29 protein-coding genes and 1 pseudogene are annotated in these 21,617 nt (G+C 63.3%); 14 read left to right on the top strand and 16 right to left on the bottom strand.

Annotation, left to right across the window (positions count from 1 at the left end; genetic code table 11):
• Positions 1-73: 73 nt before the first annotated feature.
• Positions 74-526, top strand: coding sequence for a DoxX family protein (locus tag ACP2YO_RS26775; RefSeq protein WP_426434165.1), 453 nt, complete (start codon positions 74-76; stop codon positions 524-526).
• Here ACP2YO_RS26775 and ACP2YO_RS26770 read toward each other — a convergent pair.
• The 4 genes from ACP2YO_RS26770 to ACP2YO_RS26755 form a co-directional block, all read right to left on the bottom strand.
• On the bottom strand, positions 511-1,083 hold the full coding sequence (locus ACP2YO_RS26770) for a dihydrofolate reductase (RefSeq protein ID WP_426434164.1): 573 nt from the start codon (positions 1,081-1,083) through the stop codon (positions 511-513). The two genes, ACP2YO_RS26775 and ACP2YO_RS26770, sit on opposite strands and share 16 nt — an antisense overlap.
• A gap of 23 nt (positions 1,084-1,106) precedes the next feature.
• Entirely contained in the window at positions 1,107-2,102 is a 996-nt protein-coding gene (locus ACP2YO_RS26765) for a polysaccharide deacetylase family protein (protein ID WP_426434163.1), read from the bottom strand.
• A gap of 162 nt (positions 2,103-2,264) precedes the next feature.
• A complete protein-coding gene (locus ACP2YO_RS26760; RefSeq protein ID WP_426443319.1) occupies positions 2,265-2,834 on the bottom strand; it encodes a glutathione peroxidase in 570 nt (189 codons plus the stop codon).
• Between the two features lie 108 nt (positions 2,835-2,942).
• On the bottom strand, positions 2,943-4,751 hold the full coding sequence (locus ACP2YO_RS26755; protein ID WP_426434162.1) for a L,D-transpeptidase family protein: 1,809 nt from the start codon (positions 4,749-4,751) through the stop codon (positions 2,943-2,945).
• 225 nt (positions 4,752-4,976) lie between these two features.
• On the opposite strand from ACP2YO_RS26755, the gene ACP2YO_RS26750 reads away from it, so the two are divergent.
• Positions 4,977-5,534 carry a CreA family protein gene (locus ACP2YO_RS26750; RefSeq protein WP_426434161.1) on the top strand — a complete coding sequence of 186 codons (558 nt, stop codon included), beginning with the start codon at positions 4,977-4,979 and terminating at the stop codon, positions 5,532-5,534.
• 43 nt (positions 5,535-5,577) lie between these two features.
• Here ACP2YO_RS26750 and ACP2YO_RS26745 read toward each other — a convergent pair whose 3' ends face one another.
• Positions 5,578-5,811 (bottom strand): hypothetical protein, encoded by a 234-nt coding sequence (locus tag ACP2YO_RS26745; RefSeq protein ID WP_426434160.1) that lies wholly within the window; start codon positions 5,809-5,811, stop codon positions 5,578-5,580.
• A gap of 202 nt (positions 5,812-6,013) precedes the next feature.
• On the opposite strand from ACP2YO_RS26745, the gene ACP2YO_RS26740 reads away from it, so the two are divergent.
• Entirely contained in the window at positions 6,014-6,355 is a 342-nt protein-coding gene (locus tag ACP2YO_RS26740) for a hypothetical protein (protein WP_426434159.1), read from the top strand.
• 42 nt (positions 6,356-6,397) lie between these two features.
• Complete coding sequence (locus ACP2YO_RS26735) at positions 6,398-6,799, top strand: hypothetical protein (RefSeq protein ID WP_426434158.1); 402 nt, start codon at positions 6,398-6,400, stop codon at positions 6,797-6,799.
• A gap of 66 nt (positions 6,800-6,865) precedes the next feature.
• Here the strand turns inward: ACP2YO_RS26735 and ACP2YO_RS26730 are convergent, their stop codons facing one another.
• The 3 genes from ACP2YO_RS26730 to ACP2YO_RS26720 are packed head-to-tail and all read right to left on the bottom strand — an operon-like array spanning position 6,866 to position 8,879.
• Entirely contained in the window at positions 6,866-7,117 is a 252-nt protein-coding gene (locus ACP2YO_RS26730; protein WP_426434157.1) for a DUF6719 family protein, read from the bottom strand.
• Positions 7,118-7,128: 11 nt separating this feature from the next.
• On the bottom strand, positions 7,129-7,278 hold the full coding sequence (locus tag ACP2YO_RS26725) for a hypothetical protein (RefSeq protein WP_426434156.1): 150 nt from the start codon (positions 7,276-7,278) through the stop codon (positions 7,129-7,131).
• 44 nt (positions 7,279-7,322) lie between these two features.
• Complete coding sequence (locus tag ACP2YO_RS26720) at positions 7,323-8,879, bottom strand: PLP-dependent aminotransferase family protein (RefSeq protein WP_426434155.1); 1,557 nt, start codon at positions 8,877-8,879, stop codon at positions 7,323-7,325.
• A gap of 73 nt (positions 8,880-8,952) precedes the next feature.
• Between ACP2YO_RS26720 and ACP2YO_RS26715 the strand changes: the two genes are divergently transcribed.
• The gene (locus tag ACP2YO_RS26715) at positions 8,953-9,678 is read left to right on the top strand and encodes a pyridoxamine 5'-phosphate oxidase family protein (protein ID WP_426434154.1); all 726 of its coding nucleotides are present in this window, start codon (positions 8,953-8,955) and stop codon (positions 9,676-9,678) included.
• Between the two features lie 55 nt (positions 9,679-9,733).
• Complete coding sequence (locus ACP2YO_RS26710; protein WP_426434153.1) at positions 9,734-11,011, top strand: ArgE/DapE family deacylase; 1,278 nt, start codon at positions 9,734-9,736, stop codon at positions 11,009-11,011.
• A 90-nt stretch (positions 11,012-11,101) separates the two neighbouring features.
• Here ACP2YO_RS26710 and ACP2YO_RS26705 read toward each other — a convergent pair whose 3' ends face one another.
• Positions 11,102-11,890, bottom strand: coding sequence for a cobalamin-binding protein (locus ACP2YO_RS26705; protein ID WP_426434152.1), 789 nt, complete (start codon positions 11,888-11,890; stop codon positions 11,102-11,104).
• Positions 11,891-12,032: 142 nt separating this feature from the next.
• Here ACP2YO_RS26705 and ACP2YO_RS26700 point away from each other — a divergent pair, with 142 nt between their 5' ends.
• Both ACP2YO_RS26700 and ACP2YO_RS26695 read left to right on the top strand, forming a co-directional pair.
• Positions 12,033-12,431, top strand: a complete 399-nt coding sequence (locus ACP2YO_RS26700) for a PaaI family thioesterase (RefSeq protein ID WP_426434151.1) — start codon at positions 12,033-12,035, stop codon at positions 12,429-12,431.
• Between the two features lie 144 nt (positions 12,432-12,575).
• Positions 12,576-13,193, top strand: a complete 618-nt coding sequence (locus ACP2YO_RS26695) for an N-acetyltransferase family protein (protein ID WP_426434150.1) — start codon at positions 12,576-12,578, stop codon at positions 13,191-13,193.
• Positions 13,194-13,368: 175 nt separating this feature from the next.
• On the opposite strand, the gene ACP2YO_RS26690 is transcribed toward ACP2YO_RS26695, so the two are convergent.
• The 3 genes from ACP2YO_RS26690 to ACP2YO_RS26680 form a co-directional block, all read right to left on the bottom strand.
• A complete protein-coding gene (locus ACP2YO_RS26690) occupies positions 13,369-13,671 on the bottom strand; it encodes a hypothetical protein (protein WP_426434149.1) in 303 nt (100 codons plus the stop codon).
• 77 nt (positions 13,672-13,748) lie between these two features.
• Positions 13,749-14,060 carry a putative quinol monooxygenase gene (locus ACP2YO_RS26685; protein WP_426434148.1) on the bottom strand — a complete coding sequence of 104 codons (312 nt, stop codon included), beginning with the start codon at positions 14,058-14,060 and terminating at the stop codon, positions 13,749-13,751.
• Between the two features lie 20 nt (positions 14,061-14,080).
• Positions 14,081-14,767: a DUF2161 domain-containing phosphodiesterase gene (locus tag ACP2YO_RS26680; protein ID WP_426434147.1), complete on the bottom strand. Its 687-nt coding sequence runs from the start codon at positions 14,765-14,767 to the stop codon at positions 14,081-14,083.
• Positions 14,768-14,907: 140 nt separating this feature from the next.
• Here ACP2YO_RS26680 and ACP2YO_RS26675 point away from each other — a divergent pair, with 140 nt between their 5' ends.
• Both ACP2YO_RS26675 and ACP2YO_RS26670 read left to right on the top strand, forming a co-directional pair.
• On the top strand, positions 14,908-15,252 hold the full coding sequence (locus ACP2YO_RS26675) for a hypothetical protein (protein ID WP_426434146.1): 345 nt from the start codon (positions 14,908-14,910) through the stop codon (positions 15,250-15,252).
• A gap of 52 nt (positions 15,253-15,304) precedes the next feature.
• On the top strand, positions 15,305-15,613 hold the full coding sequence (locus ACP2YO_RS26670; protein ID WP_426434145.1) for a hypothetical protein: 309 nt from the start codon (positions 15,305-15,307) through the stop codon (positions 15,611-15,613).
• 31 nt (positions 15,614-15,644) lie between these two features.
• On the opposite strand, the pseudogene ACP2YO_RS26665 reads toward ACP2YO_RS26670, so the two are convergent.
• Together ACP2YO_RS26665 and fabG are read right to left on the bottom strand one after the other, a co-directional pair.
• Positions 15,645-15,898, bottom strand: a pseudogene (locus ACP2YO_RS26665) (hypothetical protein).
• 256 nt (positions 15,899-16,154) lie between these two features.
• Complete coding sequence (gene fabG / locus ACP2YO_RS26660; protein WP_426434144.1) at positions 16,155-16,835, bottom strand: 3-oxoacyl-ACP reductase FabG; 681 nt, start codon at positions 16,833-16,835, stop codon at positions 16,155-16,157.
• 124 nt (positions 16,836-16,959) lie between these two features.
• Between fabG and ACP2YO_RS26655 the strand changes: the two genes are divergently transcribed.
• Both ACP2YO_RS26655 and ACP2YO_RS26650 read left to right on the top strand, forming a co-directional pair.
• Entirely contained in the window at positions 16,960-17,658 is a 699-nt protein-coding gene (locus ACP2YO_RS26655) for an SGNH/GDSL hydrolase family protein (protein ID WP_426434143.1), read from the top strand.
• Positions 17,659-17,760: 102 nt separating this feature from the next.
• Positions 17,761-17,958, top strand: a complete 198-nt coding sequence (locus tag ACP2YO_RS26650; protein WP_044588360.1) for a hypothetical protein — start codon at positions 17,761-17,763, stop codon at positions 17,956-17,958.
• A 4-nt stretch (positions 17,959-17,962) separates the two neighbouring features.
• Here ACP2YO_RS26650 and ACP2YO_RS26645 read toward each other — a convergent pair whose 3' ends face one another.
• Together ACP2YO_RS26645 and ACP2YO_RS26640 are read right to left on the bottom strand one after the other, a co-directional pair.
• A complete protein-coding gene (locus tag ACP2YO_RS26645; protein ID WP_426434142.1) occupies positions 17,963-18,709 on the bottom strand; it encodes a tyrosine-protein phosphatase in 747 nt (248 codons plus the stop codon).
• 238 nt (positions 18,710-18,947) lie between these two features.
• The gene (locus tag ACP2YO_RS26640) at positions 18,948-19,148 is read right to left on the bottom strand and encodes a DUF2735 domain-containing protein (RefSeq protein WP_426434141.1); all 201 of its coding nucleotides are present in this window, start codon (positions 19,146-19,148) and stop codon (positions 18,948-18,950) included.
• Positions 19,149-19,691: 543 nt separating this feature from the next.
• Between ACP2YO_RS26640 and ACP2YO_RS26635 the strand changes: the two genes are divergently transcribed.
• Both ACP2YO_RS26635 and ACP2YO_RS26630 read left to right on the top strand, forming a co-directional pair.
• The gene (locus tag ACP2YO_RS26635) at positions 19,692-20,726 is read left to right on the top strand and encodes a glutamine synthetase beta-grasp domain-containing protein (RefSeq protein ID WP_426434140.1); all 1,035 of its coding nucleotides are present in this window, start codon (positions 19,692-19,694) and stop codon (positions 20,724-20,726) included.
• A 181-nt stretch (positions 20,727-20,907) separates the two neighbouring features.
• Positions 20,908-21,612: a GrlR family regulatory protein gene (locus tag ACP2YO_RS26630; protein WP_426434139.1), complete on the top strand. Its 705-nt coding sequence runs from the start codon at positions 20,908-20,910 to the stop codon at positions 21,610-21,612.
• Positions 21,613-21,617: the final 5 nt, after the last annotated feature.

The following is a 21,617-nucleotide window of genomic DNA, read 5'->3' as shown; positions in this document are numbered from 1 at the left end:
ATCGGAGCAGGCGGAACGACCATAATCGTTCCGCCTGCATCGTCTGATTTCCGCAATCCAGTGAGGCCGACCCATGCCAGCGTTCATTACTTTCGGGCGCGTTTTGTTCGCGGTGCTGTTTATCTATTCGGGGGCGACCAAGCTGTTCGGCATTCAGGCGAGCGCCGACATGCTCACGGCCAAAGTGGTCATTCCCGCCGTCATCGCGCCCTATACGCAGCAGATCGAAACCTTCGTCGGCATGCCGTTCATGCAACTGCTGGCGATCACGATCGGCAGCTTCGAGATTCTTTCAGGGCTGATGATTGCGGTGAACGTGCTGGCGCGGTTCTTCGCGATCCTGCTGATCATCTTCATCTGCTTTGCGACCTTCTACTTCCATGATTTCTGGAATCAGGCGGCGCCCGACAACGCCAAGACGCTGATCGATGCGTTGAAGAACCTCTCGCTGATCGGCGCGCTGTTCATCATCGCCGGCTACGGGCGCGGCCCCCGCAGGACCGATCCCGCCTACGGGGACGTGTAGGTCGCGTCACGCCGCCACGGCGTCACGCTGACATCATGCGCGGCGTCGATCAGTTGTGGTTCGCCAGCCCGCAGGCCATGGGCCGCGAGCACCTGCTGCGGGGTGCGGGCAGGGACGCCGGGGAAGCACGGCTCGCCGTCCGGGATCTGCACGCCTGGCACGACCGACAGCCAGAACGTGTCGTAGCGGTCCATGAACATGCCGAACACGTTGGGCCCGCCGATGATCGCGACCGTGCCCGACGTGACGCCGGCTTCGCGGCTTGCCGCCTCGAAGGAGCAGCCGGCGGGATTCCACAACAGCGCCTTCGGATTGGCCGGGTCGGGCGCGGTGGCCCGGACCTTGCGGGTCAGGATGATGCGCCGGCGCTTCGGGGCATCAGGCTGTTCTTCCCCCGAGTGGCGGCCGTGCACCACCAGGTCGGCGCGGTCGAGGGCTGCGGTAAAGAACCGCTTGTCGCCCTCGACCTTGAGATCGTCGGGCATCGCGTTATGCGCATTCGCCAGCCGCCCGTCGGCGGAGACGATGACATAACCCTCGATTCGCAGCGCCGGCACGCGTCTTGTGGTCCGCGAGCGGCTTACTGGTTGACCGTGGTGACGACGCTATCGACCGGCCGCGAGCTCACCGTCGGCAGCTGGACGTCCTTGGCGAGCTCCTGCTCGTATTGCGGCAGCACCGTCGCCGGGAATTTCGCGCGCATCGCAACCACCTTGTAGCCGCCGGCCTTCAATTGCGTCAGCAGCGTAGGCAGCGCCTCCGCGGTGTGCTTCTGGAAATCGTGCATCAGGATGATGCCCTTGCCGAGCTTGCCGAGCTTCTTCATCACGGTGTCGATCACCTGCTGCGGATTTTTCGACTTGAAGTCGAAGGAGTCGAGGTCGCAGGAGAAGATCGCGATGTTGCGGGTGCCGAGATAGGTCACCATCTCCGGCGGATGCTGCAGCGCCGGAAAGCGGAAGAATGGCGCGGGTGAGACTTCGAGCGCCCATTTGATTGCGGCTAGTCCGCGCTCGATTTCTTCCTTCCTTTGATCCTCGGTCAGCTTCTTGTTGTTCAGATTCTCGTGCGACCAGGTGTGCGAGCCGACCGTGTGGCCGGCGGCATAGACCTGCCGCAGGATTTCCGGATGGTAGGTCGCGTGCTTGCCGATCGGGAAGAAGATGCCGGTGGTGCATTCGTCGGCGAGCGCCTTGAGCACCGCCGGCGTGTTGACCGGCCACGGACCGTCGTCAAAGGTCAGCACGACTTCGTGGTCGCGCAGGAAGTCGAGCTGCTTGAAATGTTCGAAGCCGAAGCCCGGGCCACCCGTGGTGTCGATCTCGACGGTGCGGGCGACGCCGAGCGCATTCGGATTGTTGCAGGCGGCGCGGGCCGGCTGCGGGGGTTGCTGCGGCGGGACCGGCGCTGCGGCGGTGCGCGCCGGGGCTGCGGTCGCAGGTGCGGGGGCTGCTACTTGTGGTGCGGCTGCTGGTGCGGCCACGGCGCCCTTGGCTGGCGCCGTCTGCGACCACGCTGCGCTCGAGGCGAGCAACGACACCGTCCCCGCGAAAATCAGGCCTGTCGCAATGCGCATGGTGTGTTCCTTGCTAATCCGCTCCCGGTGCCGGCGTCGCCGTAACCAGGCCGCTCACCCCCAACTGATAGTACCCTAGTCGGATCGGCGACGCCAAGGCAACGAAGGTGGCGGCCCTGTGTCCAAATCCTCCATGGATGAGTTAATTCCGAGGATTATCGTTCAGGCTGCCGCCAGAGTCCGTGCAATTACGGTCTTGATCCTTGTGTCGGTGGGCTCGATTTTCTCCGAAAAGACGTCGGCGACGGTGCCATCGCGGCCGATCAGGTATTTGTGAAAGTTCCAGCGCGGTACGTCCTTCGGCCGCGCCTCGGCGGCCCAGCGGTAGAACGGATGCGCATTCGCGCCCTTGACGACCGCCTTGGCTGCGATCGGGAAGGTGACGCCGTATTGGTGCTGTGCCGTCTCCGCGATCTCGGTCGGGCCGCCGGGCTCCTGAGCGCCGAAATCATTAGAGGGGACGCCGATGATGACGAAGCCGCGATCGCGGAATTCGGTCCACAGGTCCTGCAGCCCGGCATATTGCGGGGTGAAGCCGCAGAGCGAGGCGGTGTTCACGATCATCAGGGGATGGCCGGCATAGTCGGCGAGGCGGATGTCGCCGCCTGCCAGCGCCGGGAACGAGAAAGCGTACGCCGTGATCCGGCTCATCGCAGGCTGCTGGGCGCGCGCGGCGCGCAATCCGGCTGCCGCTGCTAGCCCTGCCATGATCAGTGTCCTGCGGTCGATCATGGTCATGTCCCTGGCGGATGTGTCCGACATGATAGTGCAGTCCGCATAGCCGCGGCTTTCAACAAGCCGTTATGCAGGCACCGCGTGCGACGACGACGGCTGCCGCAGCTAGCGCAGTGGCACGATGAAGTCGGTGCCTTCGCCGGTCTCGCCCTGGTTCACGCCGAGGTCGGAGACGATGATCGATCCGCCGGTGCCCAGCATTTCCGAGATCCGCGCCATCGTGTCGGCGGGAATGGTGATGCGGTCTAGCGCCTCGGCCGGGCTGTTCACGGCAGGCTGCGGCTTCGCCTCGACTTCAGCGGCGCCCGCCATCTTGTGGCGGCGCGAGGCACGTTCTTCATTGTTGATCCGCGCGATATTGCGGGTCGGCAGCGTGACCACCGACCAGTGCAGAACATTCGCGTCGGACTTGTCGGCTTCCGCGGTGAACACATGCGTGCCCAAGGGACGATCGCTCGCCGCGATCGTCACCGGTGCGTCGAACAGCGGCGCGAAGTTCTGCCGCACATAGAGCTTGGAATCCTTGCGGCTGATGTAGACCGCGATCTGGCCGGTGCGCTTCGGCACATCGGCCTTTGCCAGCGCCGGCAGCCGCGTCGAATCCTTCTTCGCGTCCGGTGCATCGGCGGCCTTCACCAACTCGGCGGACTTGGCTGCGGCCTTGTCGGGGGTCTTGGCTGCATCCTTGGTCGTGTCGGACTTGGCTGCGTCAGACTTGGCTGCGTCAGACTTGGCTGCGTCAGATTTGGACGTGTCAGATTTGGACGTGTCAGATTTGGCCGCGTCGGCCTTTGGCTCATCAGCTTTGGCTTCGGCCTTCACATGGTCGCTCGCGGAGACTTCGGTCTTCGCGACGTCGGAGCTTACTGTGCCCAGTGCGTCGCCGACGGTCTTGTCGGCGGCGGCCGCGTTGCTCTCGCTCGCGGCATCGGCGGGCTTTGACTCGGCCGGCTTGGCTTTGGTTGCAACGGTCTCGCCCTTGTCCGCGGTCGCTTGCCGCCCCGGTTTCGCGTCGTTCTTGACCGTGTCCTCGGACTTGGTCGCGACCGCGTCGCCGGCAGCATCCGACATCGTGGCGGACGCACTGGCGGCCGGCATCGCGCCGCTGGCATCCGCGGTATGGGTGTTGTCGCGCAGCGAGGCCGGTTCGACGTGACCGACGGTCGAGCGCAGCTCGAGGCTGGTTTCCGGCTTGTCCGCGCCCTTGTCGCCCTTCACGCCAAGCGGCGCATCGCCCTTCGGAAGATCGTTAGCGACCGGTTGCGGTACGACCCGCTGCGTCACGAGTAGCGGATGCGAGAAACTCTCCGGAGAGATCGTGCCGGGCGTGACGATCACGCGGGCGCCCATCCTGGTCCAGTTGTACATCTTGACCGCGAACGCCGTCGGCATGCGGATGCAGCCGTGGGAGGCGGCATAGCCGGGCAACACACCAGCGTGCATGGCGATGCCCGACCAGGTGATGCGCTGCATGTACGGCATCGGCGCGCCGCTATAGATGTTGGACCGGTGGTATTTCTGCTTCTGAATGACGCTGAAGACGCCCATCGGGGTCAAATGCCCCTTCATGCCCGTCGACACCGGGCTCTCGGCGTACAGGCCGTTGTCGTCGTAGATGCGTACCCGCTGCTGGTCGATCGAGACGTTGATGATCAACGGGCCCTGCGGCTTGGCACCGGTTTCCTTCTCGATCGCGGCGTCCTTTTTGGCCGGATTGCGCCGCGCCTTCTGCCGGTGCGGCTGAGGCATCGGCTCGGGCTGGGTGTAGTAGCCCGAGTCCCCATTCCAATAGTAGAGCGCGGCGTTGGCCGGCGCGGAAGCGCCGATCGTGCCCGCCGCGGTCAAAACCGCAAACTGCCAAAACCGCTCATTGGCGAAATCAAAAATCGAAATCCGACGTCCGCTTGCGCGCATATTCCGAATCCCAGTCCAGACTAATCTGTTGGTTGTTGCAGACGGAAAACACGTTCACCAGCATAAGGGTCCTAACCCCTGCGTGATCGCGTGATTTTCGCGCAAAGCGTAGCAAAAAAGCCTCACATAAGGTTAAAGCGGCGGCTGACATCACCAACCTGTTAGCGCCTTCCGGGGGCGGCTTTTGCACACTACATAGGCGGCGACTATCCACCGGAGATCTTTATGACATCGAGAAGTGTGAGCTTATGTGACGTCCACGTTCTGTCTCGGTGGGGATATGCGTTGCTGCTGTTGGCTTTGGCCCTGGGACAGGCGGCTCCGGCGGCCGCGGCTGACGACCCGGACCTGATCTTCCGCCGCTCGACGGTGTTCAAATGGGTGAGCCCCAACGACAAGCTTGCGACCTACGGCATCGACGACCCCGAGGTGGAGGGCGTCGCCTGTCACTTCACGGTGCCGGAAAAGGGCGGCTTCAAGGGATGGCTCGGCCTGGCCGAAGAAGTCTCAGATATTTCGTTGGCTTGCAGTCAGATCGGGCCGATCCACTTCAAGGACAAGATGAGCCAGGGCGACGACATGTTCAGCAAACGCCGCTCGCTGTTTTTCAAGAAGATGCAGATCGTCCGTGGTTGCGACACCAAGCGTAACGTGCTGGTCTACATGGTCTATTCGGACAGGCTGATCGAAGGCTCGCCCAAGAATTCAACCTCGTCGGTACCGATCATGCCCTGGGGAGCAGCCGACGCCAACGTGCAGAAGTGCGGCGAATTTTTTCAGTAGCCAACACAGATGGTTAGGCTGCGAACTTTAGCCGGTGCGCAGGCTAGCTTTTGACCCGCCCGAACTGCTTGGCACGGAAGTCGAAGCCGGCGCGTTCGGGCTGGACATTGGCGTCGCGGCACCCCACCAGCCGGACCAGCTTCTGCGGGGCGCATTCATTGTCGCCCATGACATGGGCGCCCTGTTGCGACATCGCGCCGGCCATCTGTTGCTGGCCGGGCTTGCGGGTCGCGGAGTTCTTGCCAACACCCATGTTGCCATTGCCCACGACTGACATCCTTCGTTGGATTGGGATTACCACAACGTGCCACCACGACGATGGTTGCACGGTGTTCGCGTAGGTCGACCGGAACCTTGGCGCGGTTCACGACCGGCATTGCTGCGCTGCAGCCCGTCTCATCAGAGGAAAGTTAAGAAAGCAGCCGCGCCTCCCATCGCCAGCGTTCGGCTCGGGTTTCGGGAGACTCGGATCGATCGTTGTGGCGGCGCCACTGAAATCGCTTGGCTTTTTTTGGTCAATGTTTCGTCAGGCGGTCGCTCACGAAACAATTCTCGACGCGACGAAACCATTTTTCACTTTTGGCGCAGAACTCCGGAAACGCCACGTCGTTATCAAATCGTCAACAAACGGCGGTGACGCCGATCGAAATGCCGGAGACAGCCAAATGCGGACCGTCAGCTTCATCCTCGCCTTTGCCTTCCTGATGGCCGGTCCTTCGCTGGCGGGTTCCGCGGGCAATGGTTTGCCCGGCGTCGGCACCTTCTCTTATAACGGCTCGCCAATCGTGACCGCGACGCCCATGGTCGTGGCTGCGAACTGACTGCGACAAGTCAACCAAAAGAATTGCCGGTAAAGGCCCCTCATGTCGCTTCGTATCTGTTCCGTGGTGATCTTGGCTTCGTTCGCTCTGGCCGGTGCCGCGGAGGCCCAATCCCAACTTCCGCTCGAGTCGGTTCAGCTCCGTTCGCTGTTCAAGATGCCCGATCACCGCGACGAATTCGTGCGCCAGTGCGTTCCTCACATGGAGGGGCGCTGGGCGCATCCGGAGGCGGTTTGCGGCTGCCTCCATGACCATGCTGCTGCCGCGGTCGAGGACGCCGACCTGCGCCAGGCAGTGCTGCGCGGCATCAGCGAGACCGGCGTGCCGACGATCGAAACCGAGTGGGTGCCGCCGTCCAAGCAATCGGAGATCGGCCCGACCTTCACCAAGATCGCCAAGCCGACGCTGCAATGCATGTTCGAGCCGTCGACGTCGACGAACTGAGTAGCGCGTTCTTGAAGCGATGATGGGAGAGGCGCCCGGCGCAAGCGCGGGGCGCTATTTTTACTTCTATTTCTTGGCGAACCGCGGCACGCAGGTGATCGTGCGCACCACGCCGTTCTGGTTGAGCTGCGCACCGGTGACCAGCTTGATTTTCCCCGCCGGGCACGATCCGTCATCGACCATCACGCGCTGACCGACGCGCAGATCGACGATGTCGCGCTCGTGGGAGACGGCCTGGGCCTGTTGCGCCGAGGCGCTAATGGCCGTTGCGACAAGTGCGAGAGCGCCGAACAACGCGCCAAATCCCGTTCGCCGCATCGCGGTCTCCCTCACTTGTTCTGGATCTTGAGCCCATTCGGGCCGACATTGATCTGCAAGCCCTCGGGCTGCTTCTTCGACTGATAGACGTTGTAGCCGAGCACGCCGACCACGACGATCAACGCGCCGATGATCAGATACAGGACGTTGCGATTTGGCATCCGGTATCTCCCGCGATGACGCCGATTGAACGCGGCGACCTTAGTCAGGCGGTGCCGATTCTCATAGGGCGCGGCCGCATGCGCGCGGGCTTGGATGATTTGCGGCGGGCGCGCAGCGCAGCCAGCGAGGCCTTTGCCAATTGTTCCGCCGATGCGACGAGTTGTGGAACCGGATGGCCGGAGAATCCCAGTACGAATCCCGGCAGCGGGGGAGCGCGGTGATAGGTCTCGGCGAGCAACCAGCCGCCGACGCCGGCGGCCGCTTTCGCCTCCGACGCAACGAGCGGATCGGTCGAGGGATCGAGTCGCGCCACGAGATGCAAGCCTTGCGACGGAACTGGAACCGTGAGTTCCCCTTCGGAGACCACAGCCAGCGTCGACGCCAGCACGTCGCGCGCGTCGCGATAGAGTTTGCGCGCCTTGCGCAGATTGGCGGCGAAGGCGCCGGAATTCAGCATATCAGCGACCGCGCCTTCCATCAGCGTGCCAGGAAAGCGGTCGAGCGCGGCGCGCGCCGCCGCGACCTGTCCGATCAGTTGCTCGGGCAGGGCGCAGTAGCCGATTCGCAATCCCGGAAATAACGTCTTGGCGAAGGTGCCCATGTAGATCACGCGGCGGAGATGATCGATGCCCGCGAGCGACAATAGCGGCGCGCCGTCGTAGCGGAACTCGCTGTCGTAATCGTCCTCGAACACGAAGGCGCCGGCGTCCTTGGCCCAGTCGAGCAGTTCGAGCCGGCGCGGCATCGACATCTGCACACCGAGCGGAAACTGATGCGACGGTGTGACATAGGCAGCGCGCGCCTCCGGTGCCGATGCGCGCCCCCTGGGGACGCGAATGCCCGACGCATCGACCGGCACCGGGACGGGACGATAGCCGCAATGCTCGATCGCGCGCCGTGCGGCGGGATAGCCGGGATCCTCGCACCATACCCGGTCGCCGGGCCTGAGGATCGCGCCGAGCACGACGCGCAGCGCGTGCAGCGTGCCCGACGCCAGCATGATTTGATCGGGGTCGCAACGCAGCCCGCGCGCCGACAACAGATGGTCGGCAATCGCGGCGCGCAACTCACTGCTACCCCGGGGGTCGCCGTAATGGAGGTGCTCGGAGCCGAAGGCGCGTAAGCGGCGGCCGGCAAAGGCGCGAAAGCGTTGCAACGCGCGGGCGTCGATATGCGTGCAGCCGAGCGACAGCGCGCTGTGCTGCGGCGGCTCGATCATGATCCTGGTCTTGCGCGCTGCTGTGGCCAGCGCCGGGATGCGCGCGGCGACGAAGGTGCCGGAGCCCGTGGTTGCGACCGCAAAGCCGTCGGCGATCAGCCGCTCATAGGCCGTGGTGACGGCGTTGCGGCGGAAGCCGGTCTGCCTGGCGAGCGTGCGCGACGGCGGCAGCGGTTCGCCGGGCTTGACGATGCCGCCGACGATGGCGTGGCACAGCGCCTGATAGAGCCGGTGCTGGGACGCCGCGCCTTGCGTGACGTGGGGACCAGCGAGATCGAGCGGCAGCTCGGCCTTGGCTGGCGAGGTCTTGGGTGGCCAGGACTTGGCTGGTGAAGACTTGGCTGACGAGGACTTGCGCAATTTGGTCGGAATTTTTCGCATGGAATTGGCACTATCGCAGACCAAATTGGCCGCTACAACTGCAATCAGATCCCAACTCTTGCGAGGCATTGCCGTGACTGAAGGCGCATCCACTCCCACTTATCCGCTGTCGTCCCGCAACCGGGTGAAGCGCCGCCACGACCGCGGTTTCTACGACCATGAGACCGTGCACAAGATCCTCGACGCCTCGATGCTGTGCCACGTGTCCTATGTGATCGACGGCCAGCCCTATTGCACGCCGACCTTCTTCTGGCGCGAGGGCACCAAGCTCTACTGGCACGGCTCCAGCGCGAGCCGGATGCTGGAGAACCAGTCGGAGGGACAGCTTGTGTGCCTGACGGTCGCCCATCTCGACAGCCTGGTGCTGGCGCGTTGCGGCTTCAATCACTCGGCCGATTATCGCGCGGTGATGGCGTTCGGCAGCGCCTACATCGTCACCGATCCCGAGGAGAAGCAGCGCGCCGTTGTCGCGATGGTCGACCGATTCTTTCCCGACCGCACCGCGAGCTTGAGGCCGAGCAACAAGCAGGAGATCAAGGCGACCTCGTTCATCGCGATGGAGATCGAAGAGGCGTCGGCGAAGGTTCGCTCCAAGGGCGTTGCCGACGACGACGAGGATTACGAGTTGCCGATCTACGCCGAGCGCATCCCGGTACGGACCGTGATCGGCGCGCCGGAGCCATGCCCGCGGCTGCTCGACGGCGTGACGCGGCCGGCGACGCTCGATGGTTATTCCGAAGGCCGCCTGCTCGAAGATGCATTGCGGGAGGCCTATTTTGCGGAATACCCGGCCGGCTGAAATCGGGCTACGGTGGCGCTCCCGCCATCTGACATCCCCCTGACGGAGCTGCTGCATGACTGCCGATACGCAACAACGAATCCTTGCTGCCGTTGACGAAGGGTTCGATGCGCAGCTCGCGACCACCCAGGCCTTCGTCGCGATCCCCTCCACCCGCGGCGCCGAGGGGCCGTGCCAGGACATGATCAGCGATCTGCTGCGCGAGCGCGGCTATGAGGTCGACGACTGGCACATCAACGTCGGTGACCTGAAGGATCTGCGCGGCTTTGGCCCGATCGAGCATGATTTCTCAAAGGCGCGCAGCGTGGTCGGTACTTATCGTCCGGCCACCAATGGCGGCAAATCGCTGATCCTGCAGGGGCACTGCGACGTGGTGCCGACCGGCCCGCTCGAGATGTGGGCGACGCCGCCATTCGATCCCGTCATCAAGGACGGCAAGATGTACGGCCGCGGCGCTTGCGACATGAAGTCAGGCACCATCGGTGCACTTTACGCACTTGATGCGATCAAGAAGGCCGGGCTCAAGCCGACGGCGCGGATCCATTTCCAGTCGGTCATCGAGGAGGAGAGCACCGGCGTCGGCGCGCTTTCGACGTTGCAGCGTGGCTACCGCGCCGATGCCTGCTTCATCCCGGAGCCGACCAACGGCACGATGATCCGCTCGCAGGTCGGCGTGATCTGGTTTCGCCTGAAGGTGCGCGGCTTTCCCGTCCATGTGTTCGAGGCGGGCGCCGGCTCGAATGCGATCATGGCGGCGTATCATTTGATCCACGCGCTGGAGCAGCTCGAGATCGCCTGGAACGAGCGCGCCAAGGCTGACCGCCATTTCAAGGACGTCAACCATCCCATCAATTTCAATCCCGGCATCATCAAGGGCGGCGACTGGGCCTCCAGCGTGCCGGCCTGGTGCGACGTCGATTGCCGCATCGCGGTTCTGCCGGGCTGGTCGGTGTCGGAATGCCAGAAAGAGATTCTGGCCCGCGTCTCGGCTGCGGCGCGCGATCACCGTTTCCTCTCCAACAATCCGCCGCAGGTGGAATGGTCCGGCTTCCTGTCGGAAGGCTATGAGCTGGTGAATTCCGAAGCGCCGGAAGCCGCCTTCGCCAACGCGCATCATGCGGTCTATGGAGGCGCGGTGGAAGACCGCGCCTTCACCGCGCTGACCGACACGCGCTTCTACGGACTGAACTACAACATCCCGAGCCTCTGCTTCGGCGCCAACGGTGCGGCGATGCACGGCTTCAACGAATATGTCGATCTGGACTCGCTGCGCAAGTCGACGAAAGCGACCGCGCTATTCATCGCGGAATGGTGCGGGGTGGAGAAGGCGTAGTCAGCTGCGTAGGGTGGGCAAAGCGTAGCGTGCCCACCATCGCGAGCACGGCGTGGATGGTGGGCACGGCGCTTGGCGCTTTTGCCCACCCTACGAATTCTCAGGCCACAGCGCCTTGACGATTGCATCCAGCCCATCCGTCAGCGCAGCCGGTCCCGGCTGCAGGATGATCGTCGACTTGATCTCGACGATGCGGTCGTTGCGTACGGCCGGAATTTCGCTCCAGCCGTCCCGCTTGCGGATACGTTCGGGCACGACCTTCTTGCCGCACCAGGACGCCAGGATGACGTCGGGCATGGTGTCGCGCACGACGTCTGGTGCGATGATGCGGTCCTTGGCCGCCTTGTGAACGCGCAAATGCGGCAACGCGTCCTCGCCGCCGGCGATCTCGATCAGCTCGGAGACCCAGCCGATGCCGCTGATCAGGGGATCGTCCCATTCCTCGAAATAGACTTTTGGCCGCGGTGCCGCACGCGGCGTCGAGGCGATCGCCGCAAGCCTGTGCTCGAGGTCCTGCGCGAGCCGCTCGGCACGCTCCGCGGCGCCGACGATGGCGCCGAGGGTGCGGATCATCGCAAAGATGCCGGCCAGGTCGCGCTGGTTGAAGACATGGACGGCGACGCCTGATCGAACCAGATCGGCGACGATGTCGGCCTGCAGGTCGGAGAACGCGAGCACCAGATCGGGCGCCAGCGCGAGGATTTTTGGAATGTCCGCGGAGATGAAGGCGGCGACGCGCGGCTTCTCGCGGCGCACTTGAGGCGGCCGCACTGCGTAGCCGGAGACGCCGACGACGCGGTCCTGCTCACCGAGCAGATACAGCGTCTCGACGGTCTCTTCGGTCAGGCAGACGATCCGGCGGGGAGGGAAGTCGCGCATGGGGACGGTATGCCGACTCGGCGGCACATTGTCACGGCAGCCATGACGTCATTGCCGCCATGACCTCGGACGTCATTGCCGGGCTCGGTCAGGCAATCCATCATGCCAGGGAACAGCTTTGAAGAAACAACAGGGAGAGCCCATGACGCCGCTCGAAAAAATCCAGTCGATGAAGATGCCATTCGCGGAACTGAAGGGCGTCACCTTCATCGCGGCCGACAGGGATCGCGTGGTCGCCCGGATGGTGGTGCGGCCGGAGCTCTGCACCCTCAACCACACCATCCATGGCGGCGCGGTGATGGCGTTCGCGGATTCGGTCGGCGCGGCGGCCACCGTGATCAACCTGCCGGAGGATGCCAAGGGCACCACGACACTGGAGAGCAAGACTAACTTCATCGGCGGCGCCAAGGAGGGGACCACGGTCATCGCGTCAGCGACGCCGGTTCACCGGGGGCGGCGGACCCAAGTCTGGCAGACCCGGCTGGAGACGGAAGATGGCAAGCTGGTCGCTGTCGTCACGCAGACCCAACTGGTATTATGATAGTCATCATCAATCATATGATTTCCAAATCACCTCATGGGTCATTTAAATGAATCTAAAGACTTGAATTACATTGTGCGATGCACAATATAGGTGTGCTAGGGACACGACGCCTCCTCGAGGGCTACCAAGAGGAGTTATGGAATGAACCACGATTCTATCAGTTCGACGCCTGCCAAGGGCACCGTACGGACTCTGCGTCAGCAGGAGGAATTGCCTCTGCTGCGCGATCATCTTTTAAGACTGGACCGAACCAGCCGCCATGATCGCTTTCATGGCTTCATCGATGACAGTTTCATCCGTCGCTATGCCGAGCGGTGCGCCAATGACGGCACCGTCATCATCGCTTATGTCGAGGACGGCGTCGTCCGCGGCGCGGCCGAATTGCATCCGCCGGAGCAGTCGCCCGACGCCCAGCCCGAGATCGCGTTCAGCGTGGAGCGGTCGGTGCGGCGCAAGGGCGTCGGCAGCATTCTGTTTCGCAAGCTGATCGTCGAGGCGCGCGCCAAGGGCTACAGCAACCTGCGCATCACCACCGGCGCGCAGAACGACGCGATGCGGGCGCTCGCCAGCAAGTTCGGCGCACACCTGACCTTCCGTCACGGCGAATCCACCGGCAGCATCGATCTGACCGAGCAGAGCCAGAGCGAACCGGTGCCGCCCGCGGTCTCGCCGGTCGAGGCCGTGCGCGCGATCGCCGACATGAACCGTGCCTATTGGCGGATGCTGATGCAGATGTCCGGCTGGGGCCGGGCCGCCTAGAGCATTTTCGGTTCTGATTGAATCAGAACCGAAGCTCTAAATTCTGTTTGACGCGTTTTCTTCACGCGAACCGGCGTCCACTTCGCTCGAAAACGCTCTAAGGCGACCGCTACAAACGACCAAAGGGCAATTCGCTCAGCGAATTGCCCTTTTGTTTTCATCAATCGGTTCGGTGTCAGGTACCGGTGCGGGCCGCAAAGCGGCGGACCACGCGGCGCTCGACCACGATAGAGCGCTGTGCACCCTGTTCGCCGGCGATCACCCGGGTTGCCGTGCCGGTGCGGGCGCTGACGCGCGCGGTCTTCTTGACCTCGGCCAGCACCTCTTCATAGGGCAGGCCCATCAGGGCGGACGCGATCTCGGCCTGGCCTTGCACGTCATCGGTGATGCCGACGGCCGCGAAGATTGCCTCCTCCAGCGTCGGTGGATCATGCCGCACGCGCCTTGTGCCGTACTTGGTGTTCCAGTCTCCGCTCATCGCCGCCTCGTTTCTGAATCGCGGGTGATACGTAAGTGGCTCAATGTTGCATTGCAATATGAAATCGATGTGGCATTTCAGCCATGCGTCCCGAGTCTCTCGATCTTGTGACCGTCGTAAAGCTCGATAGGTACCGCAGATGCAGCGAGCGACCGCAGCGCGAGCACGAATTCGCGGGTGGCCGGCACCGCGAAATGGGCCTGCAGGACAGCCAGGTCGGCCCATTGCTCGAAAAATACCAGCCGGAGCGGGTTCTCGCAGTCGATATGGACGGCATGCGAGATGCAGCCGGGCTCTGCGCGCGAACGGTGCACATGTTCGAGGCTGAGCCGCCGCACCTCGTCAAAGCTGTCGGGGCGGGCGGTCACGCTGCCGGTCACAAGGATCATTCCGTCCCCCTTGTTCGTCCCTAAGGTGCGGCTTCCGCTGCCCCTGAAAAATCCACCGGCTGCTGCGGCCAGCGCTTCAGCGCCGCGCGCCCGGCATCGGTCAGCACATAGATGCCGAGCTCGGCGCGATCAAACCAGCCATAGACATTGTGCAACAGGATCTTGCCGGCGTCCGGAAAATCGGCGCGCAGGTCGCGGACCTTGCGCGGGCCGTTCGCAAGCGCCGAGGCGCAGGCCAGCGCCTGCTGCCGATAGGCGGTCATGATCGGCGCCCGGGTCGAGCCGCCGAGGACGGGATCGCCCTTGCGCTTGCGATGCTCGGCGATCAGGCGCGAGCGTTTCTTCGGATTGCGGCGCGGTGCGGCGGTCGGCGGCTTCACCAGCACCTCGACATCGCCCGTTGTGCTGACGCCGAGCATGCCGAAGCCGAGCCGGCGGCACAGATTGCGGTAGCGCGCGTCGCTCTCGCGGCCCTTGCCGCGGATCGAGATTTTTGCGGCGATCCAGACCTCGTCGGCAGCCCCGGCGCGATCGACCGCCTGCAGGATCAGCTCGAGATTGAAGGCGAGCTTGAGTTCCCCGATCACGACGACTGGCGGATCGCCAGCGCTCAGCGCAACGAGATCGCAGCCGCCGACCTCGCCCTTGACCGTGAAGCCGAGCTTTTCGAGGAAGCGTTTGACAGGCAGATAAAGCGCGGTTTCCAACGGGCAGGCTCCGGCGGCGCCTGGGGCCGCGACTCAATCCGCAGCAGCATAGCGCGGATCGCCCCCGCTGACGTCGACCGGGTTTGCTCAACGTCCTCATGAACGGCTATTGTTGCTGACGGGAAGGCGCAACGATTTCCATGATCAGGAACGGGCTCTATCACATCACCATCGACTTTCTCGACGGCGTAACTGGCGGCAACCAGGGCGTCATGGTGTTGCGTGACGGCCAGATGCGCGGCGGCGATTCATTCTTCTACGCTTTCGGCAGCTACACCGCCGCCGACGGCAAGTGGAAGGGCGAGGTCACCAACCAGGAACATTCGCCGACCTACGGCGAGCGGCCGGTGTGGGAACGCAAGGTCGTCACGATCGGATTTACCGGCACCTATACCGACGCGACTGCCGAAGGCGACGGTATTGCGCTCGCCGGCAAGCAGAGCATCCGCTTCAAGTCGAAGCTGCGGCTCTTGATCCCGGATTGAGCGCGCCGGCGCCGATGGCATCGCCAACGGCCTCTATTCGCTGACCATCCGCATGCTCGACGGTATCGACGCCGGCAACACCGGCCTCATGGTGCTCCATAACGGCAGCATCCGCGGCGACGATGCGCTTTTCGATTATCTCGGTGCCTATGAGAGCGCCAACGGCCGCTGGAAGGGCGAGTTGATCAACCACGAGCACACGCCGAGCCGCGGCGAGCGCCCGGTGTTCGGTGGCCGCGACGTCGGCATCGGCTTCACCGGCACCTACGACGGGGACGGTGCGCAGGGCGAAGCCACCGCGCTCGCCGGCAAGCGCAGCATCCGCTTTCGCGCGGTGCTTAGACTTTTGATTCCGAGTTGAGGGCGGCAGGACCGGCAGAGACGAAGGAAAACTACCGGATCAAACGATCATAGTCGGCATGGGAGCCGATCCAGAACCAGAGATACCTGCCGTCAGTTTCGACGGCTAACGCCCGATAGCGCAGGCCGACCCTGGCCGACCAAAACCGCCCGACCTTCTTGAATTGCAGGAAGGGTGGCGCGGGTTGCGTTTCAGCAGCTCAAAATTTGCGTCGGCAAGTTCGCGGATCGGAGACGGTAAGGCCTCGTAAGTAGCCCAGAATCCAGGCGACGCGGAATGTTTCACAAGTCGCGGGATTTTCCGGCGCGATGGGCCGCGAGAGCCTCATCGGCCAAAGCGTCCAGCCTCCCGGAACTAGCGTCACGCTCGATCGCGGCATCGAAACGATCAGCGTCGAACGTTTCGAACCACGCGCGAAACCGTGCCAGCTCACGCGGTGGCAACTGTTCGACAGCCTTCTCAAGGTCTTCAGCGGTAGTCATGTCTCAAATATAACACGTGCAACGCGGAGCGAAAAGGCATTCAGAAAGACGTCGAACGCCTAAACCCGCCCGTTGACCGGCAGCAGCGCGCCGGTGACGGCGCTGGCGGCGGCGCCGGCGAGGAACAGGATCACGTCGGCCAGCTCCTTCGGCGTCACCCATTTGGAGATGTCGGCTTTCGGCATCGCGGCGCGGTTGGCTGCGGTGTCGATGATCGAGGGCAGCACGGCGTTGACCGTGACCTTGCCCTTCAACTCGGCCGCGAGTGCCTCGGTCAGGCGATGCACGCCGGCCTTCGAGGCGGCATAGGGGCCCATGCCGGCAGCGGCCTGCAACGCGCCCAGCGCGCCGATATTGATGATGCGTCCGGCGCCGGCCGCAGTGAGATGCGGGATCGCCGCACGCGATGCGTTCAGCGCGGTCATCACGTTCATCGCGTACATGCGCTGCCAAGTCGCAGGTTCGCCGTCGGCCGCCGCTTCGAAGGTGAAGCCGCCGGCGATGTTGACCAGCGCGTCGAGCCGGCCGAAATGCGCGGCCACCTTGTCGATGGCAGACTTGGCGCCTGCCGCGTCGGTGAGATCGACGCCGCCGAGCTCGATGCGGTCAGGTGTCGCCGCAACCGACGAAGCCGCATAATCGATTCCGGCGACGCGTGCGCCGCGCGCCAGTGCTTGTTCGGCGACCACCTTGCCGAGTGCGCCAAGGGCGCCGGTGATGGCGATGACTTTTCCGTTCATGGTGGTCTCCGTACAGGCAAGAAGCAGGCGCCCACTATGATCAGGCGGATTTCATTTGCAATGGCGCGAATTTCGCTACCTATTGCTGGTATTGTTCAATTCATTCGCGCAAAGGATGTTTGTGATGCCCGACCCGAGGCCATGCAATACGCATCTCGATATCGTCAAGTTCCGGCGCGGCTTGCCGCATTTCGCGAAGGCGCTCAAGCGCCAACGCAAGATCAAGGTGGTGGCGTTCGGATCGTCATCGACCGCGGGCGCCCCCGACGGAGTTATGCCGTTTCCGCCGAGGCTCGAAACGCTGTTGCGGAGCGAGAAGCAGTTCTTCGGCCGGTTGATCGATGTGATCAACCGCGGAGTCGGCGGGCAGGAAGCGCCGGAAGAATTTTCGCGCATCGAGTCCGATGTCGTTACCGAGGCGCCAGCGCTGGTGATCTGGCAGGTCGGCACCAACGCCGTCTATAAAGACGGCTACGTTTTCGATGAGGTGCAAGCCACGTTCGAGGCAGGACTCGACGTGCTCACTGCGCTGCAACTCGACGTCGTGGTCATGGATTCCCAATATACCCAAGCGATCGACAAGAAGGCCGAACGCGCCGACAAATACATGTCGATGATCGCTGAGGTCGCCGCCGACAAGCAAGTCAACTTGTTTCGCCGTTTTGCGCTGATGAAACAATGGATCAAGGATGGGATTTCACTTGCTGAACTCGACGACGGCCACGATCCGTTTCTTCACACCGGCGAATGGGCGACCGGCTGCGTGACCCGGGCGTTATTCGAGGCGATCAACGAGGCCGTGACGCGCGAGGCGATCACGTAAGACTACGGGTGTTGCGCGATCGGTAAAATTTGTGGCAGTTCTGTAAGTCGATCGCAGAATCCTTCCGCTAGAAGCGAACTCCGACCAAGGCAGGGGTTCGTTATGGGATATCTTCCGGATCACGGTTTACCGCTTGTTCAGCTTAAGGAGCAGCGGCGCGACCTCGTGGTGGCGCTGCAGAACCGCAACGGGCCGGTGGGCAGTTGGGAATTGATGCAGATCGCCGCGATCCAGCAGGCGATCTCGGCATTCGAGGACGTCATCGCCGATCTCGACGCGGAGCTCGAGGCCGCGGCCTGAGCCGTCAGGCCTGCAAATAGCGGCCTTCAAGTGCCTTGCGCTCGGCCTGTCCGAGCCCGAGGCCATCGCGGAAATAGCCGTCGAGGTTGCCGTAATCGGCGTCGATCGCCTCAAACGCAGCATGCAGGAACAAGGGCTGCACGGCGCCGAGCACCTGCTTGACGTCGTCGGGAAGCTCGGTGCTGGCGGACGGATCGCGCTTGTAGAACTGGTTGGTCAGGAGATAGTCGTCCGCGATCACTTCGTCGGACACGCCGAGCGCGTGCAGGATCAGCGCGCAGGCAAAGCCGGTGCGGTCCTTGCCGGCGGTGCAATGGATCACGAGCGGCGCGCGGTCTTCGAGCAGATGGGCAAACAGCGCGCGGTAGCGCGGCGTGTTGTCCTGCACATAGCCGCGGTACGAATCCAGCATCACCTCGACCGCATCGGCCTTCGATAGCGGCCGGCCGCTCGCGGCGATCGCGCGCAGCGCGGCCACGACGGTGGGCTCGACGGGCAGCGAATGCACCGTGACGTCGGCCATGCCGCACAGCGCCTCGGCGCGCTCGGTGACGCCGCGGAAGTCGAATGCGCTTTTGACTCCGAGCCCGCGCACCACCGCGATGTCAGGTTCGGTCAGATGGGCAAGATGGTTGGAACGGAATATTTGCCGCCAGCGCAGGGTGCGGCCATCGCGCGCCTGATAGCCGCCGAGATCGCGGAAATTGCTGGCGCCGGAGAGATTGAGATGGCGGGCCGGGGCTTCTGACATTGGATTCAACCTGTGCTCACATCGTCGCGGACTTGACGCGAGACTGGTCTATAGCTGGCCTCTCGGTGGGAGAATATGACTTAATCCTGCGAGCGCTGTTGGTCGCCTTCGGCAGGGCAACCGGTGACAGCCTCAACCCGACATGAAAAAAGGGCCGAAACCTTGGTTCCGACCCTTGCTTACTGCTCCGACGCAGCCTGATGTATCCTGCGCGTTAGGCCTCTCGATCGCGCCGGCATCAGTGATCCCGGCCCGGCTTGGCTTCCTCGATCGCCGCCTGATGGTACCAGCTGTCGTTGCAGCTCGAGGTTTGCACCTGCGCCGCAAGTTCGAGCGCCGTCCTGGCGTCGTTGTAGCGACGTCCGCCGAGAGCCGCGCGGCCTCCGGCCGGGAATTGATAGATCTTTGCAGATCCCTCGTTTAGGCCTGTGTTCATCATCTCAAATCTCCTTGGTCGGGAATCCGAACCACCATGGTGCGCCCGACTCCTTCGTGTGCGGTTACCGTCTTTTGGATATCGGCCGACGACCGCAGAGGTGCAAGGTGACTAAGAAGCGGTCACATTCTGTTTAATCTGTAGGCAAGTTCGCGTTTGCCTCCTGCGAGGCAGTATGCAGATGACCAACGCTTGGGCCGGGCTGATGGTTGCTGGCCGCCGGCAGGCCGAAGGTGAACTATCCCGCGCCGCTGCCACGGCTTTAATCGGCGGAACGCCGTCGGCCGGTTTTGCCGGAGAATCGGGCGCTCCCGGACGTGGGAAAGCGGAATCTGACTGCCCAAAACGCATGCCAGCCGCGCTCCTATGTCGCACCAGAAAATGCAATGTCCGCTGTGGACATTAGTGAGTTGGGCGAGTGCCGCACTGCAGCGACTGGCATTTTAATTGCTTGGGTAGTAGCTGGCCGATGGTGGCCGGGTACACGTGCGGCGGCCGACTGGCTTTCGGTCCTTCACGTTTTTGCATCATCAACAGAGAGGTTCAATGACCAAGTACAAGCTCGAGTATATCTGGCTCGACGGATATACGCCGACGCCGAGCCTGCGCGGCAAGACGCAGATCAAGGAATTCGCGTCGTTCCCAACCCTCGAACAGCTTCCGCTCTGGGGCTTCGATGGCTCGTCCACCCAGCAGGCTGAAGGCCACAGCTCTGACTGCGTGCTGAAGCCGGTCGCGGTGTATCCCGACGCCGCACGTGAAAACGGTGCGCTGGTGATGTGCGAAGTCATGATGCCCGACGGCAAGACGCCGCATGGCTCGAACAAGCGCGCCACCATTCTGGACGACGAAGGCGCCTGGTTCGGCTTCGAGCAGGAATACTTCTTCTACAAGGATGGCCGGCCGCTTGGCTTCCCGTCCGACGGTTATCCGGCGCCGCAGGGCCCGTACTACACCGGCGTCGGCTACTCGAACGTCGGCAGCGTCGCACGCAAGATCGTGGAAGAACACCTCAACCTCTGTCTCGCCGCCGGCATCAACCACGAAGGCATCAACGCCGAAGTGGCGAAGGGCCAGTGGGAATTCCAGATCTTCGGCAAGGGCTCCAAGACCGCCGCTGACCAGATGTGGATGGCCCGCTACCTGATGCTGCGCCTCACCGAGACCTACGGCATCGACATCGAATTCCACTGCAAGCCGCTCGGCGACACCGACTGGAACGGCTCCGGCATGCACGCCAACTTCTCGACCAAGTACATGCGCGAAGTCGGCGGCAAGGAGTACTTCGAGCAGCTGATGTCGGCCTTTGAGAAGAACATCATGGACCACATCTCGGTTTACGGGCCTGACAACGACAAGCGTCTGACTGGCAAGCACGAGACCGCGCCCTGGAACAAGTTCAGCTATGGCATTGCCGACCGCGGCGCTTCGATCCGCGTTCCGCACTCCTTCGCCAACAATGGCTACAAGGGCTATCTGGAAGACCGCCGCCCGAACTCTCAGGGCGACCCCTACCAGATCGCGTCGCAGATCCTGAAGACCATTTCCGAGGTGCCGACCGGCGCGAAGGCTGCGGCCTAAGACCTGGTTAGGCCGGACGGCAGCGTCTGGTATCGCAATCCGGTCCGCCAAGCGAAAGCTTGGCGGACTTTTGCATTTTAACGACACTGCTTGTGTGCGGCCTCACACGGAAAGCGGTTTCGCTGCGTTATGAACCACGCTAGACAACGGTTGTATTATTGCGCTGCCGGGGACACGGCACTTGTTCGAGGGGTTTTACAAGGTTCGTTTTGAACTCGGCGGCGCCGTCGGCCGCAGCGTGATGTATGTCGGCGACGGCAAAATGCTTGGCGGCAACTCGGCCTTCGCCCATATCGGCACCTACCAGAGGGATGGCGACGAGATCACGGTCGAGATCAAGACCGTCCGCCACAACCCCGATCCGAACTATCGCGCGCTGGCCGGCACCGATGATGCAACGCTGATCGCGAGAGGCAGGCTGAATGGCGATCTCTACGGCTTCAAGGGCGAACTGAAGGAATTGCCCGGCGCGCCCTTTTCCTCGGTGATGACGCCGATCACCGCGGACGAAATGCCGATCGCCGGCGGTGTCGGCGAGGGCTGCATCGCCAACGGCCTTTATTCGATCCACATCCGCTTGCTCGACGGGGTCGATGGCAGCCTTACCGGCGTGGTGCTGCTCAACAACGGCCGGATCCTCGGCGGCGACGCGTTCTTCTACTATCTCGGCACCTACACCTCCGAGAATGGCCGCTGGAAGGGCCATATCCTGAATCAGGAGCATACGTCCGCGATGGGCGAGAACACGATCTTCGGCGGCCACGAGGTCGGCATCGGCTTTGCCGGCACCTGCGATGCGGAGGGGGCCGTGCTTGACGCCACCGCGCTCGCCGGCAAGCGCAGCCTCCGCCTCACGGCGGAACTCAAGCTGATGCGGCGAGCGTAACTCCG

It is taken from the genome of Bradyrhizobium genosp. P (genome assembly GCF_049949265.1).
GTDB lineage: Bacteria > Pseudomonadota > Alphaproteobacteria > Rhizobiales > Xanthobacteraceae > Bradyrhizobium.
This window is presented reverse-complemented; position numbering and strand designations above follow the sequence as displayed.

Excerpts from the sequence above, each read along its gene's own strand:
- ACP2YO_RS26735 (WP_426434158.1), top strand. The coding sequence starts at position 6,398 with ATGTCGCTTCGTATCTGTTCCGTGGTGATCTTGGCTTCGTTCGCTCTG.
- ACP2YO_RS26730 (WP_426434157.1), bottom strand. The coding sequence starts at position 7,117 with ATGCGGCGAACGGGATTTGGCGCGTTGTTCGGCGCTCTCGCACTTGTC.
- ACP2YO_RS26675 (WP_426434146.1), top strand. The coding sequence starts at position 14,908 with ATGATCAGGAACGGGCTCTATCACATCACCATCGACTTTCTCGACGGC.
- ACP2YO_RS26650 (WP_044588360.1), top strand. The coding sequence starts at position 17,761 with ATGGGATATCTTCCGGATCACGGTTTACCGCTTGTTCAGCTTAAGGAG.
- ACP2YO_RS26765 (WP_426434163.1), bottom strand. The coding sequence starts at position 2,102 with ATGCGCATTGCGACAGGCCTGATTTTCGCGGGGACGGTGTCGTTGCTC.
- fabG (WP_426434144.1), bottom strand. The coding sequence starts at position 16,835 with ATGAACGGAAAAGTCATCGCCATCACCGGCGCCCTTGGCGCACTCGGC.
- ACP2YO_RS26655 (WP_426434143.1), top strand. The coding sequence starts at position 16,960 with ATGCCCGACCCGAGGCCATGCAATACGCATCTCGATATCGTCAAGTTC.
- ACP2YO_RS26725 (WP_426434156.1), bottom strand. The coding sequence starts at position 7,278 with ATGCCAAATCGCAACGTCCTGTATCTGATCATCGGCGCGTTGATCGTC.
- ACP2YO_RS26760 (WP_426443319.1), bottom strand. The coding sequence starts at position 2,834 with ATGATCGACCGCAGGACACTGATCATGGCAGGGCTAGCAGCGGCAGCC.
- ACP2YO_RS26775 (WP_426434165.1), top strand. The coding sequence starts at position 74 with ATGCCAGCGTTCATTACTTTCGGGCGCGTTTTGTTCGCGGTGCTGTTT.
- ACP2YO_RS26720 (WP_426434155.1), bottom strand. The coding sequence starts at position 8,879 with ATGCGAAAAATTCCGACCAAATTGCGCAAGTCCTCGTCAGCCAAGTCT.
- ACP2YO_RS26640 (WP_426434141.1), bottom strand. The coding sequence starts at position 19,148 with ATGATGAACACAGGCCTAAACGAGGGATCTGCAAAGATCTATCAATTC.
- ACP2YO_RS26645 (WP_426434142.1), bottom strand. The coding sequence starts at position 18,709 with ATGTCAGAAGCCCCGGCCCGCCATCTCAATCTCTCCGGCGCCAGCAAT.
- ACP2YO_RS26745 (WP_426434160.1), bottom strand. The coding sequence starts at position 5,811 with ATGTCAGTCGTGGGCAATGGCAACATGGGTGTTGGCAAGAACTCCGCG.
- ACP2YO_RS26670 (WP_426434145.1), top strand. The coding sequence starts at position 15,305 with ATGCTCGACGGTATCGACGCCGGCAACACCGGCCTCATGGTGCTCCAT.
- ACP2YO_RS26695 (WP_426434150.1), top strand. The coding sequence starts at position 12,576 with ATGAACCACGATTCTATCAGTTCGACGCCTGCCAAGGGCACCGTACGG.
- ACP2YO_RS26705 (WP_426434152.1), bottom strand. The coding sequence starts at position 11,890 with ATGCGCGACTTCCCTCCCCGCCGGATCGTCTGCCTGACCGAAGAGACC.
- ACP2YO_RS26750 (WP_426434161.1), top strand. The coding sequence starts at position 4,977 with ATGACATCGAGAAGTGTGAGCTTATGTGACGTCCACGTTCTGTCTCGG.
- ACP2YO_RS26690 (WP_426434149.1), bottom strand. The coding sequence starts at position 13,671 with ATGAGCGGAGACTGGAACACCAAGTACGGCACAAGGCGCGTGCGGCAT.
- ACP2YO_RS26635 (WP_426434140.1), top strand. The coding sequence starts at position 19,692 with ATGACCAAGTACAAGCTCGAGTATATCTGGCTCGACGGATATACGCCG.
- ACP2YO_RS26700 (WP_426434151.1), top strand. The coding sequence starts at position 12,033 with ATGACGCCGCTCGAAAAAATCCAGTCGATGAAGATGCCATTCGCGGAA.
- ACP2YO_RS26755 (WP_426434162.1), bottom strand. The coding sequence starts at position 4,751 with ATGCGCGCAAGCGGACGTCGGATTTCGATTTTTGATTTCGCCAATGAG.
- ACP2YO_RS26710 (WP_426434153.1), top strand. The coding sequence starts at position 9,734 with ATGACTGCCGATACGCAACAACGAATCCTTGCTGCCGTTGACGAAGGG.
- ACP2YO_RS26685 (WP_426434148.1), bottom strand. The coding sequence starts at position 14,060 with ATGATCCTTGTGACCGGCAGCGTGACCGCCCGCCCCGACAGCTTTGAC.